Here is a 15,813-nt window from a genome sequence, read left to right as displayed (position 1 = left end):
ATCTCGATGTCGAGATAACTCTAGTACATGGGGCCGGGATGGTCATGCCCGGGGCTTCGGCATGCCTCCTTTTCCTTGGCTTCCCTGGGTCCCGCAGGTCCCCATTGCATGACCATGCGAGATGATGCATACTCTTCCTATGAGCAAGGTCCTCACCTCCCTCCCCACCGGCGAGCGCGTCGGCATCGCCTTCTCCGGCGGCCTCGACACTTCGGTCGCGGTTGCCTGGATGCGCGACAAGGGCGCCGTTCCGTGCACCTACACCGCCGACATCGGCCAGTACGACGAGCCCGACATCGCCTCGGTGCCCGGCCGCGCGAAGACCTACGGCGCCGAGGTCGCGCGCCTGGTCGACTGCCGCGCGGCGCTGGTCGAGGAGGGGCTGGCGGCGCTGACCTGCGGCGCGTTCCACATCCGCTCGGGCGGGCGTGCCTACTTCAACACCACGCCGCTCGGCCGCGCGGTCACCGGCACCCTGCTCGTACGCGCGATGCTCGAGGACGACGTCCAGATCTGGGGCGACGGCTCGACCTTCAAGGGCAACGACATCGAGCGGTTCTACCGCTACGGCCTGCTCGCCAACCCGAACCTGCGGATCTACAAGCCCTGGCTGGACGCGGACTTCGTGACCGAGCTCGGCGGCCGCAAGGAGATGTCGGAGTGGCTGGTCGCGCACCAGCTGCCCTACCGCGACAGCACGGAGAAGGCCTACTCCACCGACGCCAACATCTGGGGCGCCACCCACGAGGCCAAGACGCTGGAGCACCTGGACACCGGCATCGAGACCGTCCAGCCCATCATGGGTGTGCGGTTCTGGGACCCGTCTGTCGAGATCGCCGCAGAGGACGTGACGATCGGCTTCGAGCAGGGCCGCCCGGTCACCATCAACGGCAAGGAGTTCGCCTCCCCCGTCGACCTGGTGATGGAGGCCAATGCCATCGGCGGCCGCCACGGCCTCGGCATGTCGGACCAGATCGAGAACCGGATCATCGAGGCCAAGAGCCGCGGCATCTACGAGGCGCCCGGCATGGCCCTGCTGCACGCCGCGTACGAGCGCCTGGTCAACGCGATCCACAACGAGGACACCCTCGCCCAGTACCACAACGAGGGCCGGCGTCTCGGCCGCCTCATGTACGAGGGCCGCTGGCTGGACCCGCAGGCGCTGATGATCCGCGAGTCGCTGCAGCGGTGGGTCGGCGCGGCCGTCACCGGCGAGGTCGCCCTCCGCCTGCGGCGCGGCGAGGACTACTCGCTCCTCGACACCACCGGCCCGGCGTTCAGCTACCACCCGGACAAGCTGTCCATGGAGCGCACCGAGGACTCCGCGTTCGGCCCGGTGGACCGGATCGGCCAGCTCACCATGCGCAACCTCGACATCGCCGACTCGCGCGCCAAGCTGGAGCAGTACGCCGGGATCGGCCTGATCGGCACCGGCAGCCCCGCCGTCGGCGCCGCCCAGGCGGCCGCGACCGGTCTGATCGGCAGCATGCCGGAGGGCGGCGCCGAGGCCATCGCCTCGCGCGGCGAGGTCTCCGAGGAGGACGCGCTGCTGGACCGCGCGGCGATGGAGTCGGGCACGGACTGATCGAGCACGGACTGATCGGGCACGGACTGCTCCGGCACGAGGGAACGGACCACCGGGAAGGCCGGCTGGGCGCTGTGTGCGCCGAGCCGGCCTTTCCGCTGGTCCCGACATGCCATCAGTTCGCCAAGTCGGGGTAACCGAGAGGTACGCATCGCAACCCCGACGGGAGGCCTCCATGCCCCTCACTTTCCGCAAGAGTTTTCGGATCCTGCCCGGCGTACGGCTGAACATCAACCGGCGCTCCTGGTCCATCACCACCGGCGGCAAGCACGGACCGCGCCGCACACACAGCAGCACCGGACGTCGTACGACATCGATGGATTTGCCCGGACCTTTCGGGTGGCGTCGCACCCGTAACACCAGGCGGCGTTGACGGCATGTCACCCGAATGGACCCCCCTGTGATGTGCCATCTCATATCTGAGATAGCCTCAACCTCATGGCAGACGACTACCTCGTACGCATCGGCAGGCTCATCCGTGACGCCCGGCAACATCGGGGCTGGACACAGACGCAGCTGGCCGAGGCGCTCGGCACCTCCCAGAGCGCCGTCAATCGCATCGAGCGCGGCAACCAGAACATCAGCCTTGAGATGATCGCCCGAATCGGCGAGGCCCTCGACAGCGAGATCGTGTCGCTGGGCTACGCCGGTCCGATGCATCTGAGGGTCGTCGGCGGACGTCGGCTGTCCGGTTCCATCGATGTCAAGACCAGCAAGAACGCCTGCGTGGCCCTGCTGTGCGCCTCGCTGCTCAACAAGGGGCGCACAGTGCTGCGCCGGGTCGCCCGCATCGAGGAGGTGTACCGCCTCCTGGAGGTGCTCAACTCCATCGGTGTGCGCACCCGTTGGATCAACGGCGGCGTCGACCTGGAGATCGTGCCGCCGGCCGAGCTGGACATGGGCGCCATCGACGCCGAGGCGGCCGTGCGCACCCGCTCCATCATCATGTTCCTCGGCCCGCTGCTGCACCGCATGAACCACTTCAAGCTGCCGTACGCCGGCGGCTGCGACCTCGGCACGCGGACCATCGAGCCGCACATGATCGCCCTGCGCCGGTTCGGCCTTGACGTCGCGGCGACCGAGGGGCAGTACCACGCCGTGGTGGACCGCGGCGTACGTCCCGACCGGCCGATCGTGCTGACCGAGCGCGGCGACACCGTGACCGAGAACGCCCTGCTGGCCGCCGCGCGGCACGACGGCGTCACGGTCATCCGCAACGCCTCGTCCAACTACATGGTCCAGGACCTCTGCTTCTTCCTGGAGACGCTCGGCGTCCGGGTCGAGGGCATCGGCACGACCACGCTCACCGTGCACGGCGTGCCGAACATCGACGTCGACGTGGACTACTCGCCATCCGAGGACCCGGTCGAGGCGATGAGCCTGCTGGCCGCCGCCGTGGTCACCGAGTCGGAGCTGACGGTGTGCCGGGTGCCGATCGAGTTCCTGGAGATCGAGCTGGCGGTCCTGGAGGAGATGGGCCTCGACCACGACCGTACGCCCGAGTACTTCGCGGACAACGGCCGTACCCGGCTGGTGGACCTCACCGTCCGGCCCTCCAAGCTCGAGGCGCCGATCGACAAGATCCACCCGATGCCGTTCCCGGGCCTGAACATCGACAACGTCCCGTTCTTCGCGGCCATCGCCGCCGCCGCGCAGGGCAAGACGCTGATCCACGACTGGGTCTACGACAACCGCGCGATCTATCTGACGGACCTCAACCGCCTCGGCGGCCGACTGCAGTTGCTGGACCCGCACCGCGTCCTGGTCGAGGGCCCGACCCGCTGGCGCGCCGCCGAGATGATGTGCCCGCCCGCCCTGCGGCCCGCCGTGGTCGTGCTGCTGGCGATGATGGCGGCGGAGGGCACGTCCGTGCTGCGCAACGTCTATGTCATCAACCGTGGTTACGAGGACCTCGCGGAGCGGCTGAACTCCATCGGGGCGCAGATCGAGATCTTCCGGGACATCTGAACCCTCATCTGCGACAGGCCGCCGCACCTTGCCTGACCTGCACTGATGCGGGAAGGGGTGCGGCGGCACCTGTACCGGCCCTCTCCGGGACTTCGGGCCAGGACCTGGCTTCCGACGCAGGCCGCTCCGTTTTCCGGGGAGGCGCGTTGGGCCTCCTGCCCGGTGGTGTGTCGTCAGCTGGCGACGGCAGAGTCCCACAGGGGCGTGAACTCGGCTGGTGAGGAGATGGCCTTGGGGCGGCACCTGTGCAGGAGAGGTCCGTCGGTGCTCGCGTTGAGGATGTCGGCCTGCAGCCACTGAAGTTCCTGCGAAGGCTCCAGGCCCAGTTCGCGTCTGAGGACGGCGTAGAGGTTCTGGTAGGCCTGCAGGGCCTCGGCCCGGGGCGCGGGCCTCCGGCTGGAGCACGCGGAGTGCTCGGTGGACGACATCCGCAAGATGGTCACCAGGGTCCTGGGGGAGCCCTCGTTCCAGAGGGCTTCGGAGGCGCTGCGCCAGGACATCCTCGCCTCCCCCAGCCCGGCCGAAGTGGTGCCGGTCCTCGAACGTCTGGTGGCGGAGTACCGCGCAACCATCTGAACTCTCCAGCGACCAGGGCCAGTTAGAGCGTTCTTTCTACCGACCGTGCTAGCCTGAGGACTAGTTAGAACGATCTATCCAATATGGAAGTGAGTAAGGGGTCTTCGTGCAGAAGCAGCCGGTTACCGTCATCGGGCTGGGCCCGATGGGGCACGCGATGGCCAGCACGTTCATCGACAACGGCCACCAGGTGACCGTGTGGAACCGGACCGCGAGCAGGGCAGACGATCTCGTGGTCAAGGGAGCCGTGCTGGCGCCCAGCCCGGCGGAGGCCTTGTCGGCCGGTGAGGTGGTGGTCCTCAGCCTGACGGACTACGACGCGATGTACGCCATCCTGGAACCCGCCACGCACGCGTTGTCGGGCAAGGTCGTCGTCAACCTCAGTTCGGACACCCCGGAGAAGGCACGGGAGGCAGCCAAGTGGGCGGCCCGCCACGGCGCCGAGTACCTCACGGGTGGCGTGCAGGCTTCTCCCACGGGTATCGGTGAGCCGGAATCCTTCACCTTCTACAGCGGCCCCCGGCACGTGTTCGAGGCGGTCAAGGGGACGCTGGAGGTACTCACCAAGACCGACTACCGGGGTGAGGACCCCGGGCTGGCCGCGCTGTACTACCAGCTCCAGCTGGACCTCTTCTGGACGACCGCGCTCGCGTACCTGCACGCGCTCGCGGTGGCCGACGCCAACGGGATCAGCGCACAGGACATGCTGCCGTACCTCTCCGGCACGGTGGCCTCGATGCCGGACTTCTTCGGCTTCTACACGCCCCGCATCGACGCGGGCGAACACCCGGGCGATGTCGACAGGTTGGCCATGGGCGTCGCCAGCGTCGACCATGTGGTGCAGACCGCCAAGGACGCAGGCGTCGACGCCGCACTGCCCGCCGCGGTCCTGGAGATCTTCCGGCGGGGCGTCGACGCGGGATACGCGGCGGACAGCTTCACCAGCCTGATCGAGACCTTCAAGAAGCCCACGGTCTGAACCGCTTCGAGGGCGCGCGTGCACACGGTCGGTGTGCACGCGCGCCCTCGACGTGTGCTCACCCCTGCCCGGCAGCCACCCCGCGGACACCGTCGATCAGCCGGGCGAGGTGCCTGCCCGCGGCTTCCAACGGCTCCTTGCTCCTGGTCACCTGGGCCGTCAGCTCGGCGCCCTCCAGGGTGCTGATCACGGTGTGAGCGAGGGCGCGGGCGTCGTCCTCGGCCAACCCCGACTCCTTCAGCCTGTCGAAGACCTGGGCATGCCAGCGCGTGAACGCCTCCGCCGCCGCCGCCTGGATCTGGGGGAAGCGGCCGGACGCGCCCAGCGCCGTGGTGGTGATGGGGCAGCCATCCATCCAGTCCGACGCGCGCAGCCCCTCCGCGAGTCTGCGGGTGAGGAGCGCGATCGCCGCGGCCGGGTCCTCCTCCTCGTCGAACACGGCACGCAGTTCGTCGACGAACTCCCGGTTGCCGCGATCGAGCGCCTCGAGGGCCAGCTCCAGTTTGCCGCCCGGGAAGAAGTGATAGACCGAGCCGAGCGTCGCGCCGGCCTCGGCCGAGACCTGCTTGATCCCGGTGCCGTCGTATCCCTGGCGTTGCATCAGTCGCGAGGCCGCCCGGGCGATGCGTTCACGGGTGGCGATGACGGGCTCGGGGGCTTCCGCCGACCGCTTCTCGTCACTCATGGGCTTCGTCTTCACAGTGCGAGGTTACCAGGTAGAGCGTTCTTTCCAGGGTTGTCGGTCGTCATGCCCCGAGCCGGAATTCCCGGCTCATTGACGGTGGCCCGATACGGTGCTCGCGAACCAAGAAGAGCGCAATTACCCCTTCCGCACTGACCGTTGAACAGAAAAAGGGCCGAATGGTCGCCAAGGAGAAGGATTTCCTGAAGGTGCTCGATGCGATTCGAGAAATCGCTCCGACCCTCCGAGGCAACGGCAGAAGTGCCTAGGAGGAGAACTGGCTTCCGCAGGCCAACCTCGAACTGCTGGAGAAGGCCGGCCTGCGCCTCAACGCGGCCGTCATCGGCTTCTGGCTACGCCCCACCCTGAAGGCCCCCCGGTGGCTACACCGAACCCCTCCGTGAACTCCTCGACCTCACCAGCAGCGGCGTACTCCGACCGGTCACCGGCCCGAGCTACCCGCTGGCTGAGGCCCGGCGCGCTCACGAGGACCTACTGGCACGCCGCACCGCCGGCAAGGTCACCCTGCAGCCGTGAACCACTCAAAGCCCGGTCAAAAGAGCGCCGGCCGCATGACATACCCACGCCCCCGCCCTTTGCCTCCACCCCACCCCCACGCCACGATCAACCACGGCACACCACACCCCTGAACGTGACCGGGCCGGCCGAATCCCCCGTCGTGTCGGCCCGGCCACCACTCTCCCGTAGAGGGCGCTCACGACGTGGGCGCCCCCCGTCCGATGCCATGGTCAGTCGTCCGGGATCCCGGTGCCGCTGAGGGCCGGGACCGTCCGCTCCGGGCGGGTCAGGGAGCGGGCGCCGAGGCGGAACTGGTCGAGTTTGTCGATGATGGTCTGGCCGACCGGGGTGTGGCCCCAGATGCTGATGCCCTGGTGGGTGCTGGGTTGCCAGGTGGTCTCGTCGACGACGACGGGGTTCCAGCCGACCTCCCACTCGAAGCCCGAGGGGGTGCGGGCGTAGTAGGAGAGCTCCTTGTCGTTGGTGTGCCGGCCGACGGAAAGGACCATGTCGAAGCCGAGTTCGTGGACGCGGTCGTAGCTGCGGGCGAGGTCGTCCAGCGTGGCCACCTGGACGTTGAGGTGCTGGACGCGGGTGCGGACCGGGTCGATGGGCAGGCCCCGGACGGCGGCGACGGCGATGGAGTGGTGGCGTTCATTGACGCGCAGGAAGCGGATCTTGAGCTTGACGCCGCTGATCGTCTCGTCGATGTAGTCGGTGAGGCGGGCGTCGAAGACGGTGTTGAAGTAGCCGCGCATCAGGGTCGGTCGGGTCGAGGTGATGGCGACATGGCCCATGCCGGCGTCACCCGTGACCCAGCCGGACGCGAGCATCCGCAGGGGTTCCGGGGAGATCACCGGGGTGGTGTAGATCTCCTGGGTGATGCCCTTGGGGCCGGGAAAGCGCAGGAGGCGTTCGACGCCGCGCAGCCTCGCCTCCTCGGCGGTGCCCTCCGCGACGGGGACGCCGTGGGCGCGGACGCGGGCCTCGATCTGCTCGAAGGTGGTGTGGTCGTCGAGGTGCCAGCCGATGGCGACGACATCCTCGGCCGGGCCCCGGCGCAGCAGGAAGCGGCACACGTGGTCGTCGATGCGGAAGCGCATCAGGCCGGTGTCCAGGTCGTCGAGGTGCATGCCGATGGCGTCGGTGCCGAAGCGGCGCCAGTCGGCGAAGCGGTTGGTCTCGACGACGAGGTAGCCGAGGCGGACCGCACCGAAGACGGACGGGGCGTCGTACCCCTGGTACGTGGTCATCGCCGGCCCGCCAGGAAGTCGGCGCAGATCCGGTTGAACAGCTCGGCCCGCTCGAACTGCACCCAGTGCCCGGTGTTGGCGACCTCGTACAGATCGCAGTTGGGCATGCGGTCGGCCAGCATCCGGCCGCCCGAGGGCCGGTTGACCTTGTCGGCGGCGCCCCAGAGCACCAGGGTCGGCACCGGCAGCCGGGACAGGCGGGCGTCGCGGGTGAAGTCCATCCTCCACAGCGTGCGCAGCGCGTTCGGGCCGGACGGCCGGCGCAGCGGCGGGGCCGCGATCACCTCCGGGTCGATGCTCGCCTCGTAGCGGGTGTCGATCACGGAGTCCGGGACGTCGGCGGCGTTGAAGACGAGGTAGGTGCGGATGAACCTCTCGAGCTTCAGGCGCGAAGGGCCGTCCCCGGCGTAGTAGTTGAGGAGGCTGCTCAGACCGGGGGTCGGCAGGGCGCGGGTGGTGCCGATGCCGCCGGGGCCCATCAGCACCATGCGGGCGACACGGTCGGGCGTGTCCAGGGCGAGGCGCAGGGCGCAGGCACCACCGTAGGAGTTGCCGACCAGGTGGGCCTTGTCCAGGCCGAGTTCGTCGAGCAGGCCGCGGATGCCGGCGGCGAGGTGCCCGAACGGGTCGGCGGCGTCCACGCCCTTGGTGCTGCGTCCGTAGCCGGGCAGGTCGGGGACGATGACCCGGTACTCCTCCGCCAGCTCGGCGATGTTGCGGGTGTAGTTGGAGACGCCGGAGGCGCCTGGGCCGCCGCCGTGCAGCAGCAGGACGGGCGGGCCGTCGCCGGTCTCCGCGACGAAGATTTTCCTGCCGTGGACGTCGAGCAGCCGTTCCCGCATCGGCGGGGGCGCGGTGTGTGTGGTCATGGCGTTCCTTGGGTGGCGGTCGAGGTGGTCGTACGCGGGGCCGGTGCGAACCCGGCCGGGGGCGGCGGGAGTTGGGCGGCCGAGGGGGCGGCGGCGTAGACGTAGGCGTCGGGGCGCAGGGCGAGGGTGGCGGCGCGGCGCTCGGTCATCCAGGGCAGCAGCACACCCTCGTCGTCGACGACCGTGCCTGGCGCCGGACGTGAGCCGGCCGACAGGACGGTCAGGGAGGGGACACGGCAGCGGTCCCACGCGGGCTGCGGGGTGGGCGGTTCGCCGTGCAGGAGGAGCCAGCGCCCGTCGAGCACATCGTCCAGGCGGACCCGGGTGCCGTCGGGGCCGGTCACCCAGGGCTGGGGTATCTGGTGCCCGGCGGCCTTGGTGCGGGGGCGGGCCTGCAGGCCCTCGGCGTAGTGGGCGGCGGGGATCCAGTTGGAGTCCTGCAGGAGGTTGGCGAAGCCGGGGACGCGGTTCAGGAACGGAAGCACCCAGTCCCGGACCCGGGTGACCGCCGGCCGCCGTTCGGTGATGATCCGGCCGACGAACACCGCCCGCTTGGTGATCTCCTTGACGTGCGGCTTGCGCTCCGTCTCGTAGCTGTCGAGCACCGATTCGGGCAACTCGCCGCGCAGCACGGCGTCGAGCTTCCAGCACAGGTTGGCCACGTCGCGCACCCCGGCCGCCATGCCCTGCCCGATCCACGGCGGCATCGCGTGGGCCGCGTCACCGGCGAGGAAGACCCGGCCCACCCGGAAGCGGGCGGCGAAGCGGACGTGGTGGCTGTAGACGGTGGCCCGCAGGATCTTGATCTGGTGTCGGCCGATCCCGTATCGGGACACCAGCGCGTGGATCGCCTCGTCGGTGGTCAGGTGCTCCTCGTCGTCGCCCGGCAGGATCGGGAACTCCCACCGGTGGTGTCCCAGCGGAGTCGGACAGTCCACCGCCGGGCGGCCCGCGTCGCAGCGGAAGCGCAGCCGGTCGTGGTCCGGCCACGGCTCGATCATCTTCGTGTCGATGACGACCCAGCGGTCCTCGTACGTCCGTCCCTCGTAGCCCACGTTGAGCTGCGCGCGGGTGAGGCTGGAGCCGCCGTCGGCCGCGATGACGTACCTGGCGTGCAGCCGCCGTACGGAGTCGTCGGCGGTTCCCGCCACCGTCAGCTCCACCTCGGCTCCGTCCGTGGTCTGGCGCAGCCGCAGGCACTCGTGCCGCAGCAGCACCTCGACGTTGGGGTAGCGGTCGACCCCGTCACGCAGGACCTGCTCCAGCGCGGGCTGGTAGATGAACATCTGCGGCGGGTGACCGTGGCCCCGCGGGGTGGGGTGTGCGCTGAGGATCGTGCGGCCCCGCGCGTCGACGAAGTCCAGCGGCCGGTCGGCCAGCATGTCCAGCTTCAGCCGCTCGGCCAGGCCGGCGCGCTGCCAGATCCGCAGGACCTCCTCGTCGGTGGAGATCGCCCGGGCCCGGGAGTAGATCTCGGCGTCCCGCTCCAGCGCGACGACCCGCAGGCCGGCCGCGCCCAGCAGGTTCGCCGCGGTCACCCCCGTCGGCCCGTACCCGATCACCGCCACGTCGTACGTGTCTTGGGCGGCCCTGCTCCCGGCACTGATCCCACTCACCAGGACACCTCACTGTCGTCACTGTCGCGGCTCTTTGTTGTAGCGTTTACTCCAATTGGAATGGCCGCTACGGTAAGCTCGGCGTCCGGGGCGGTCAAGTGCCGGCACGACGGGAAAGGCGTCTCCCATGACCAGGCCGCAGACCAGGCCGCAGACCAGGCCGCAGGCGGCGCGCAAGAAGCGTGCAAACGGGTTGGAGTCGCGGCAGCGCATCCTCGACGCCGCCGTCGAGATCGCGGGCGAGCGCGGGTACGAGGGCACGTCGATCGCGACGGTCAGCGCCCGGTGCGGGCTGCCGGCGAGCTCGATCTACTGGCACTTCAAGGACAAGGACGACCTGATCGCGGCGGTCATCGAGCGCAGCTTCACGACCTGGCTGGCGGCCGTCGAACTGCCCGGCGAGGACACCGGCACACCACTGGAGCGGGTCATGGCGATGGCGGCGAACGTGGCGAAGTCCCTGGTCGACGCCCCCGACTTCCTGCGTCTCGGCCTGATGCTCGCCCTGGAGCGGCGGCCTGCCGAGCGCCGGGGACGGACCGTGTTCCGCCAGGTCCGTGACCTGTCCCGGCAGCGGATATCGGACATGATCGGCACCCTGTTCCCGGCCCTGGACGAGGACGCCGTGCGCATCCTGACCACGTACTCGGTGGCCTGTGCCGACGGGCTGTTCGTGCAACGCGAGGTGGAGGGCGACTGCGTCGACCTGGTGGCGATGTTCGAGCTGCATGCGCGGCTCGTGCACGACGCGGCGGTCCGTATGGCGGGGAGGAGTGAGGGATGAGCCTGACCTACGTCCAGCTCGAGGAGGCAGCCCGGCTGCTGCGGGAGGCGGAGCACCATGCGGTGCCGATCGACCCGCTGTCTGCCCGGCTTCCCGGCCTCGACCTGGCCCACGCCTACGCCGTCCAGCGCGACAACGTCTCCTGGCGGCTGGCCGACGGGGCGACGGTCATCGGGCACAAGGTCGGCCTCACGTCCCCGGCCATGCGGCGGCTGCTCGGCGTCGACGAACCCGACTTCGGGCATCTGCTGGACGACATGGTCCACCATGACGGTGCGCCTGTCTTCGCTGCCCACTACTGCCGGCCCCGGATCGAACCGGAGATCTGCTTCCACCTCACCGAACGGCTGTCCGAGCCCGGTGTCACGGTCGAGGACGTGCTCAGGGCGACCGATGCCGTCGCGCCCGCGCTGGAGATCGTCGACAGCCGGATCCGGGACTGGCGGATCACCCTCGTCGACACGGTCGCCGACAACGCCTCCGCCGCCGGCCTCGTCTGCGGCCCGTGGATCCCGGTCCGGGACGCGCCCGACCTCGCCGCCGTCACCGCCGACCTGATCGTGGACGGCGAGTTGGCCGGGTCGGGCAGCGGGCGCGAGGTGCTGGGCCACCCCGCGGCAGCGGTCGCCTGGCTGGCCAACACCCTCGCCGCGTTCGGCGCCGCTCTGGAACCCGGCCATGTCGTGCTGCCCGGCGCCATGACGAGGGCCCCCTTCGTCAGGGCGGGCCAGAAGATCGAGGCGCGGTTCGAAGGCCTGGGGACGGTGTCGGTGACCTTCGTGTGAGGGCCGCACAACTTCCTTGAACGGCCGAGGAATTCGTCCACTTCCGTGCACAGACCGCTCGTGAAGCAGACCCGCTCCCCGAGAAACCCGAGAGAGTCGCCCCATGACCACCGCACCCCGCCGGATCGACGTCCACCAGCACCTCGTCCCGCCCCTTTATCGCGATGCCCTCGCCAAGGCCGGTATCACGGAGGCGGGCGGCCGTGCCCTGCCCGGCTGGAGCGCCGACGCCGCGCTGGAGGCGATGGACCTGCTCGGCACCGAGACCGCGATCCTCTCGGTCTCGACCCCCGGCACCGGCTTCCTCACCGACCCCGGCGAGGCGGCCGGCCTGGCCCGGCGGCTCAACGACTTCTCCGCCGGCGTCGCAGCCGAACACCCCACCCGCCTCGGCTGGTTCGCCACCCTGCCGATGCCCGACGGCGAGGCGGCGGCGAAGGAGGCCGAGCGGGCTCTCGCCGAGCTGGCCGCCGACGGGGTCACCCTGCTCGCCAACAACCGGGGCAGCTACCTCGGAAGCGAGGGCCAAGAGCCCCTGTGGCGGGTCCTCGACGAGCACGGTGCCGTGGTGTTCGTCCACCCGGCCGACCTCCCCGCCCCAGCCGTCGACGGCATCCCCCCGTTCGCCGCCGACTTCCTCCTCGACACCACCCGCGCCGCCTACCTCCTCGTACGCAACGGCATCCCGCGCCGCCACCCGAACATCCGGTTCGTGCTGAGCCACGGCGGCGGCTTCCTGCCGTACGCCTCCCACCGCATGGCCGTCGCCCTCGCCAGTGACATCGGACGCAGCCCCCGCGACATCCTGGACGACTTCCGCGGCTTCTACTTCGACACCGCGCTCTCCTCCAGCCCCGCCGCCCTGCCCACCCTGCTGGCCTTCGCGCGTCCCGGGCACGTCCTGTTCGGCAGCGACTGGCCGTTCGCGCCGGCACCCGCGGGCCAGTACTTCGCAGCCGGCCTCGACACCGGCGTCGACCCCGGCGCCCTCGCCGCCGTCAACCGGGCCAACGCCGAGACCCTGTTCCCCCGCCTGGCCGGCGGCACCCCGGCACCGGCCCCGTCCCGCCCCCTGCCGGCCCGCCTGCGGCAGTCCGCACAGCGCGCCGCCGCCCGCCTTGTCTTCAAGCTGGTCCAGCCCGGCACCGACTGAGCGCCCGACTACCCGACGCCCAAATCAAACGCCGGAAACCCGGTCGACTCGTTCAGCTCGGCCCAGACCGTCTTGCCACGCCGGGCATGACGCGTCCCCCACTGCCCGGCGAGCTGCGCGACCAGCAGCAGACCCCGCCCGCCCTCGTCGAGGACGCGGGCCCGGCGCAGGTGTGGGGTGGTGCTGCTGGCGTCGGAGACCTCGCACAGGAGGGTGCGGTCGTGGATGAGACGCAGGCTGATCGGGGAACGGCCGTAGCGGATGGCGTTGGTGACGAGTTCGCTGACCACCAGTTCCGCGGTGAACTCGAGGTTCTCCAGGCCCCAGGCGGCCAGTTGGCGCGAGACGTCCGAGCGGGCACGCGCCACCACAGCCGGGTCGGCTTCCAGGTCCCAGGTGACGACCCGGTCGGTCCCGAGCGCGCGGGTGCGGGCGAGCAGCAGGGCGATGTCGTCGTCCGGCCGGGAGGGCAGCAGCGCCTCCAGCACGGTGTCGCAGGTCGCTTCCAGGGAGGTCGCCGGCCGGGCGAGGATCTGGCGCAGCGCGGTGAGCCCCGCGTCGGCGTCGTGGTCGCGGGCCCCGATCAGCCCGTCGGTGCACAGGGCGATCAGGCTGCCCTCGGGCAGATCGACCTCCACCGTCTCGAAGGGCAGCCCGCCCAGTCCGAGCGGCGGGCCGGGCGGCACATCCAGCAGCTCCGCCGTGCCGTCCCGGACCACCACGGCCGGGGGCACATCCCCCGCGCGGGCCAGGGTGCAGCGGCGGGAGACGGGGTCGTAGACGGCGTAGAGGCAGGTGGCGCCGTTGTCTCCGCCGACGTCGGCGTCGGGCTCGGCGTCGGGGTCCGTGCACGCTTCTGTGGTCACGCGCACGACGACGTCGTTCAGGTGGGTGAGGAGCTCGTCGGGCGGCAGATCGATGTCGGCCAGGGTGCGTACGGCGGTCCGCAGCAGGCCCATCGTGGCGGCGGCGCGGATGCCGTGGCCGACCACGTCCCCGACCACGAGGGCCACCCGGGCGCCGGACAGCGGGATGACGTCGTACCAGTCGCCGCCCACGCCGGTGTCGGAGCCGGCCGGCAGGTACCGGTAGGCGACGTCCACGGCCGACTGCTTCGGCGCCTCCTGGGGAAGCAGGCTGCGCTGGAGGGTGACCGCGGTGGCGCGGGCGTGCGTGTAGCGGCGGGCGTTGTCGACGGCGACGGCGGCCCTCGCGGCGATCTCCTGGGCGAGGAGCAGGTCCTCGTCGTCGTAGCGGGCGGTGTTGCCGAGGCGGTGGAACTCGGCGACGCCCAGCGTGGTGCCGCGGGCGCGCAGCGGGACGACGAGGGTCGAGTGGGCGCGCGGGACGGCCCGGGTCCTGCCCTGCTGGTGCCGGGAGGGACGTCCACCGGCCAGGGCTTTCGCCGCCGGCGAGCCGGCCACCGGGGTGTGGAGCTGCCGTGGTGCGATCGCAGCCTGCGGATCGGTCCTGTCCGCCGGTCCCCTGGCCATCCGGCGCAGCACGGGCGGACCCTCCTCCACGACGTCCTCTCCTCGCAGCACGGCGTCGAGCAGGTCGACGGTGACGACGTCGGCGATGTGGTCGGTGGCGAGGTCCGCCAGCTCCTGTGTGGTGCGGGCGATGTCGAGGGTGGTGCCGATGCGCATGCTCGCCTCGTTCACCATCGCCGACCGCCACCGCAGCCGCCGGTCCCGCTCCTCCTGGAACGCCGCGACGCCCTGCTCCGAGACCCGGTCCACGTACATCGTCGACACCGCGTTCAGCTGCCGCGCCGCCTCGGTGACCTGCTCGGCGTCGTCGCTGAGCCGGGACATCTCCATGAGCAGCCGGTCGATGACGATCTCCTCCGCCAGCCGGAAGGCGCGCAGCATCTCGCTGAGCGGCGTGCCGTGCCGGGCCAGCACCTGCGCGCGTTCCACGTCGGCGGGCGGCAGCTCGATCAGCCTCGGCTCGATGGCGTGCTCCAGGCCGGACAGGGCCGCGGCGATGTGCTCGGCGACGTTCTCGCCGGCTATCCGGGCCACGTACGGGTCCTCCCAGAGCGCGGGGAGTTCGCGCAGCAGGCTCCGTTGCACGTCGGAGGTGAGCTCGTCCGCTCGCGCACCGAGCTCGCGCGCCGCGCGCGAGAGTAGACCGTCGGCCGTGGGCTCCACACACACGACGTTACGCCGCTCACGCGGGCGCCTCAGTCCGTACGGCGGGACGGGTGCCGGCCGCTGTCAGCCGCCCCCGCGCAGCACCCGGGACAGCCCCAGCGCCGCGGTCCGTACGGCGGGCGCCAACTGGGCGGGGCTGAACCGGGAGCGCGGCACCGCCACCGAGAGGGCGGCGACCGTGGTGCCGCCGTCGAAGACGGGAGCGGCGATGCAGGCCACGCCGAGGGCGGCCTCCTGCTCCTCGTAGGCCAGGCCGGAGACCTGGATCTTCTCCAGGGCCGTGCGCAGCCGGTCCGGGTCGGTGATGGAGTGCGGCGTCAGGCTCGGCAGCGGCCGGGACAGCACCGCCTCGGTCAGTTCGGCGCCGGAGAAGGCCAGCAGGGCCTTGCCGACGCCGGTACAGGTCAGCGGCAGACTGCCGCCGATACGGGACGGCAGCCGGAGGGCCTCGTGGCCGTGGATGCGTTCGAGATAGACGACGTCCATGCCCTCCCGCACCCCGAGGTGGACGGTCTCGCGGGTCGCCTCGAACAGGTCCTGGAGGAACGGCAGGGCCGCCTCGCGCAGATCGAGCCGGTGCGGCACCAGCGAGCCGAGCTCGAACAACTTCGCCCCGAGCCGGTACCGGGTCCCCGAGCGCTCCAGCCAGCCCAGCCGGACGAGGTCCGCGGCCAGCCGGTGCACCGTGGGCTTGGGCAGGCCGGTGCGCTCCGAGAGTTCCGACAGGCGGTACGGGCCGCCGCTCGGACTGAAGCACTCCAGGATGATCGCGGCCTTCTCCAGCATGCTGCCGCCCGCACTGTTCCGTGTCACGGAACAAAGTTTGTCGCCTGGCGGCGGGGCGTGTCTATATCGGTGGCGACCCGCTGTGGGCGCCGACCGGCT

At 70.8% G+C, this 15,813-nt stretch carries 15 protein-coding genes and 1 pseudogene; 9 read left to right on the top strand and 7 right to left on the bottom strand.

All coding sequences use genetic code 11. From position 1 onward, the window contains the following. The first annotated feature begins 139 nt into the window (after positions 1–139). The 3 genes from argG (at position 140) to AB5J55_RS32270 (ending at position 3,553) form a co-directional block, all read left to right on the top strand. On the top strand, positions 140–1,585 hold the full coding sequence (gene argG, locus AB5J55_RS32280; protein WP_369273980.1) for an argininosuccinate synthase: 1,446 nt from the start codon (positions 140–142) through the stop codon (positions 1,583–1,585). Positions 1,586–1,760: 175 nt separating this feature from the next. Next, a complete protein-coding gene (locus AB5J55_RS32275) occupies positions 1,761–1,958 on the top strand; it encodes a DUF4236 domain-containing protein (protein ID WP_369273979.1) in 198 nt (65 codons plus the stop codon). Between the two features lie 65 nt (positions 1,959–2,023). Further along, entirely contained in the window at positions 2,024–3,553 is a 1,530-nt protein-coding gene (locus AB5J55_RS32270; RefSeq protein WP_369273978.1) for a helix-turn-helix domain-containing protein, read from the top strand. A 173-nt stretch (positions 3,554–3,726) separates the two neighbouring features. Here AB5J55_RS32270 and AB5J55_RS32265 read toward each other — a convergent pair whose 3' ends face one another. Continuing rightward, on the bottom strand, positions 3,727–3,981 hold the full coding sequence (locus AB5J55_RS32265) for a BTAD domain-containing putative transcriptional regulator (protein WP_369273977.1): 255 nt from the start codon (positions 3,979–3,981) through the stop codon (positions 3,727–3,729). Here AB5J55_RS32265 and AB5J55_RS32260 point away from each other — a divergent pair. Together AB5J55_RS32260 and AB5J55_RS32255 are read left to right on the top strand one after the other, a co-directional pair. After that, on the top strand, positions 3,971–4,129 hold the full coding sequence (locus AB5J55_RS32260) for a nucleotide disphospho-sugar-binding domain-containing protein (RefSeq protein WP_369273976.1): 159 nt from the start codon (positions 3,971–3,973) through the stop codon (positions 4,127–4,129). The genes AB5J55_RS32265 and AB5J55_RS32260 overlap by 11 nt on opposite strands. 106 nt (positions 4,130–4,235) lie before the next feature. Continuing rightward, positions 4,236–5,108: an NAD(P)-dependent oxidoreductase gene (locus AB5J55_RS32255; protein WP_369273975.1), complete on the top strand. Its 873-nt coding sequence runs from the start codon at positions 4,236–4,238 to the stop codon at positions 5,106–5,108. A 58-nt stretch (positions 5,109–5,166) separates the two neighbouring features. Here the strand turns inward: AB5J55_RS32255 and AB5J55_RS32250 are convergent, their stop codons facing one another. Then, on the bottom strand, positions 5,167–5,793 hold the full coding sequence (locus AB5J55_RS32250; protein ID WP_369276351.1) for a TetR/AcrR family transcriptional regulator: 627 nt from the start codon (positions 5,791–5,793) through the stop codon (positions 5,167–5,169). Positions 5,794–6,237: 444 nt separating this feature from the next. On the opposite strand from AB5J55_RS32250, the pseudogene AB5J55_RS32245 reads away from it, so the two are divergent. Continuing rightward, positions 6,238–6,327 (top strand): annotated as a pseudogene (locus AB5J55_RS32245) (hypothetical protein); the annotation flags it as partial. Between the two features lie 212 nt (positions 6,328–6,539). Here AB5J55_RS32245 and AB5J55_RS32240 read toward each other — a convergent pair. Genes AB5J55_RS32240 through AB5J55_RS32230 form a run of 3 tightly spaced genes read right to left on the bottom strand, consistent with a single transcriptional unit; the run spans position 6,540 to position 10,047 of the window. Beyond that, entirely contained in the window at positions 6,540–7,562 is a 1,023-nt protein-coding gene (locus AB5J55_RS32240) for a VOC family protein (RefSeq protein ID WP_369273974.1), read from the bottom strand. Further along, complete coding sequence (locus AB5J55_RS32235) at positions 7,559–8,431, bottom strand: alpha/beta fold hydrolase (RefSeq protein ID WP_369273973.1); 873 nt, start codon at positions 8,429–8,431, stop codon at positions 7,559–7,561. Before AB5J55_RS32235 ends, AB5J55_RS32240 begins: the two co-directional genes overlap by 4 nt. Further along, complete coding sequence (locus AB5J55_RS32230) at positions 8,428–10,047, bottom strand: bifunctional 3-(3-hydroxy-phenyl)propionate/3-hydroxycinnamic acid hydroxylase (RefSeq protein WP_369273972.1); 1,620 nt, start codon at positions 10,045–10,047, stop codon at positions 8,428–8,430. Before AB5J55_RS32230 ends, AB5J55_RS32235 begins: the two co-directional genes overlap by 4 nt. A 127-nt stretch (positions 10,048–10,174) precedes the next feature. Between AB5J55_RS32230 and AB5J55_RS32225 the strand changes: the two genes are divergently transcribed. The 3 genes from AB5J55_RS32225 (at position 10,175) to AB5J55_RS32215 (ending at position 12,769) form a co-directional block, all read left to right on the top strand. Beyond that, the gene (locus tag AB5J55_RS32225; RefSeq protein WP_369273971.1) at positions 10,175–10,831 is read left to right on the top strand and encodes a TetR/AcrR family transcriptional regulator; all 657 of its coding nucleotides are present in this window, start codon (positions 10,175–10,177) and stop codon (positions 10,829–10,831) included. Further along, positions 10,828–11,616: a 2-keto-4-pentenoate hydratase gene (locus AB5J55_RS32220; RefSeq protein ID WP_369273970.1), complete on the top strand. Its 789-nt coding sequence runs from the start codon at positions 10,828–10,830 to the stop codon at positions 11,614–11,616. The genes AB5J55_RS32225 and AB5J55_RS32220 overlap by 4 nt, the downstream gene beginning before the upstream one ends. Before the next feature lie 103 nt (positions 11,617–11,719). Next, positions 11,720–12,769 (top strand): amidohydrolase family protein, encoded by a 1,050-nt coding sequence (locus AB5J55_RS32215; protein WP_369273969.1) that lies wholly within the window; start codon positions 11,720–11,722, stop codon positions 12,767–12,769. A gap of 8 nt (positions 12,770–12,777) precedes the next feature. On the opposite strand, the gene AB5J55_RS32210 is transcribed toward AB5J55_RS32215, so the two are convergent. Both AB5J55_RS32210 and AB5J55_RS32205 read right to left on the bottom strand, forming a co-directional pair. Beyond that, the gene (locus AB5J55_RS32210) at positions 12,778–14,925 is read right to left on the bottom strand and encodes a SpoIIE family protein phosphatase (protein WP_369273968.1); all 2,148 of its coding nucleotides are present in this window, start codon (positions 14,923–14,925) and stop codon (positions 12,778–12,780) included. Between the two features lie 66 nt (positions 14,926–14,991). Next, complete coding sequence (locus AB5J55_RS32205; RefSeq protein WP_369276350.1) at positions 14,992–15,714, bottom strand: IclR family transcriptional regulator; 723 nt, start codon at positions 15,712–15,714, stop codon at positions 14,992–14,994. Positions 15,715–15,813: the final 99 nt, after the last annotated feature.

This window comes from Streptomyces sp. R11 (genome assembly GCF_041051905.1).
In the GTDB taxonomy this organism is placed as follows: domain Bacteria; phylum Actinomycetota; class Actinomycetes; order Streptomycetales; family Streptomycetaceae; genus Streptomyces.
Note: the sequence above shows the minus strand (reverse complement) of the source record. Positions and strands in the feature narration are given on the sequence as shown.

Bases quoted from the DNA above. Each gene is read 5' to 3' on its own strand.
- argG (WP_369273980.1), top strand. From the start codon at position 140: ATGAGCAAGGTCCTCACCTCCCTCCCCACCGGCGAGCGCGTCGGCATC.
- AB5J55_RS32275 (WP_369273979.1), top strand. From the start codon at position 1,761: ATGCCCCTCACTTTCCGCAAGAGTTTTCGGATCCTGCCCGGCGTACGG.
- AB5J55_RS32270 (WP_369273978.1), top strand. From the start codon at position 2,024: ATGGCAGACGACTACCTCGTACGCATCGGCAGGCTCATCCGTGACGCC.
- AB5J55_RS32265 (WP_369273977.1), bottom strand. From the start codon at position 3,981: ATGTCGTCCACCGAGCACTCCGCGTGCTCCAGCCGGAGGCCCGCGCCC.
- AB5J55_RS32250 (WP_369276351.1), bottom strand. From the start codon at position 5,793: ATGAGTGACGAGAAGCGGTCGGCGGAAGCCCCCGAGCCCGTCATCGCC.
- AB5J55_RS32240 (WP_369273974.1), bottom strand. From the start codon at position 7,562: ATGACCACGTACCAGGGGTACGACGCCCCGTCCGTCTTCGGTGCGGTC.
- AB5J55_RS32235 (WP_369273973.1), bottom strand. From the start codon at position 8,431: ATGACCACACACACCGCGCCCCCGCCGATGCGGGAACGGCTGCTCGAC.
- AB5J55_RS32225 (WP_369273971.1), top strand. From the start codon at position 10,175: ATGACCAGGCCGCAGACCAGGCCGCAGACCAGGCCGCAGGCGGCGCGC.
- AB5J55_RS32220 (WP_369273970.1), top strand. From the start codon at position 10,828: ATGAGCCTGACCTACGTCCAGCTCGAGGAGGCAGCCCGGCTGCTGCGG.
- AB5J55_RS32215 (WP_369273969.1), top strand. From the start codon at position 11,720: ATGACCACCGCACCCCGCCGGATCGACGTCCACCAGCACCTCGTCCCG.
- AB5J55_RS32205 (WP_369276350.1), bottom strand. From the start codon at position 15,714: ATGCTGGAGAAGGCCGCGATCATCCTGGAGTGCTTCAGTCCGAGCGGC.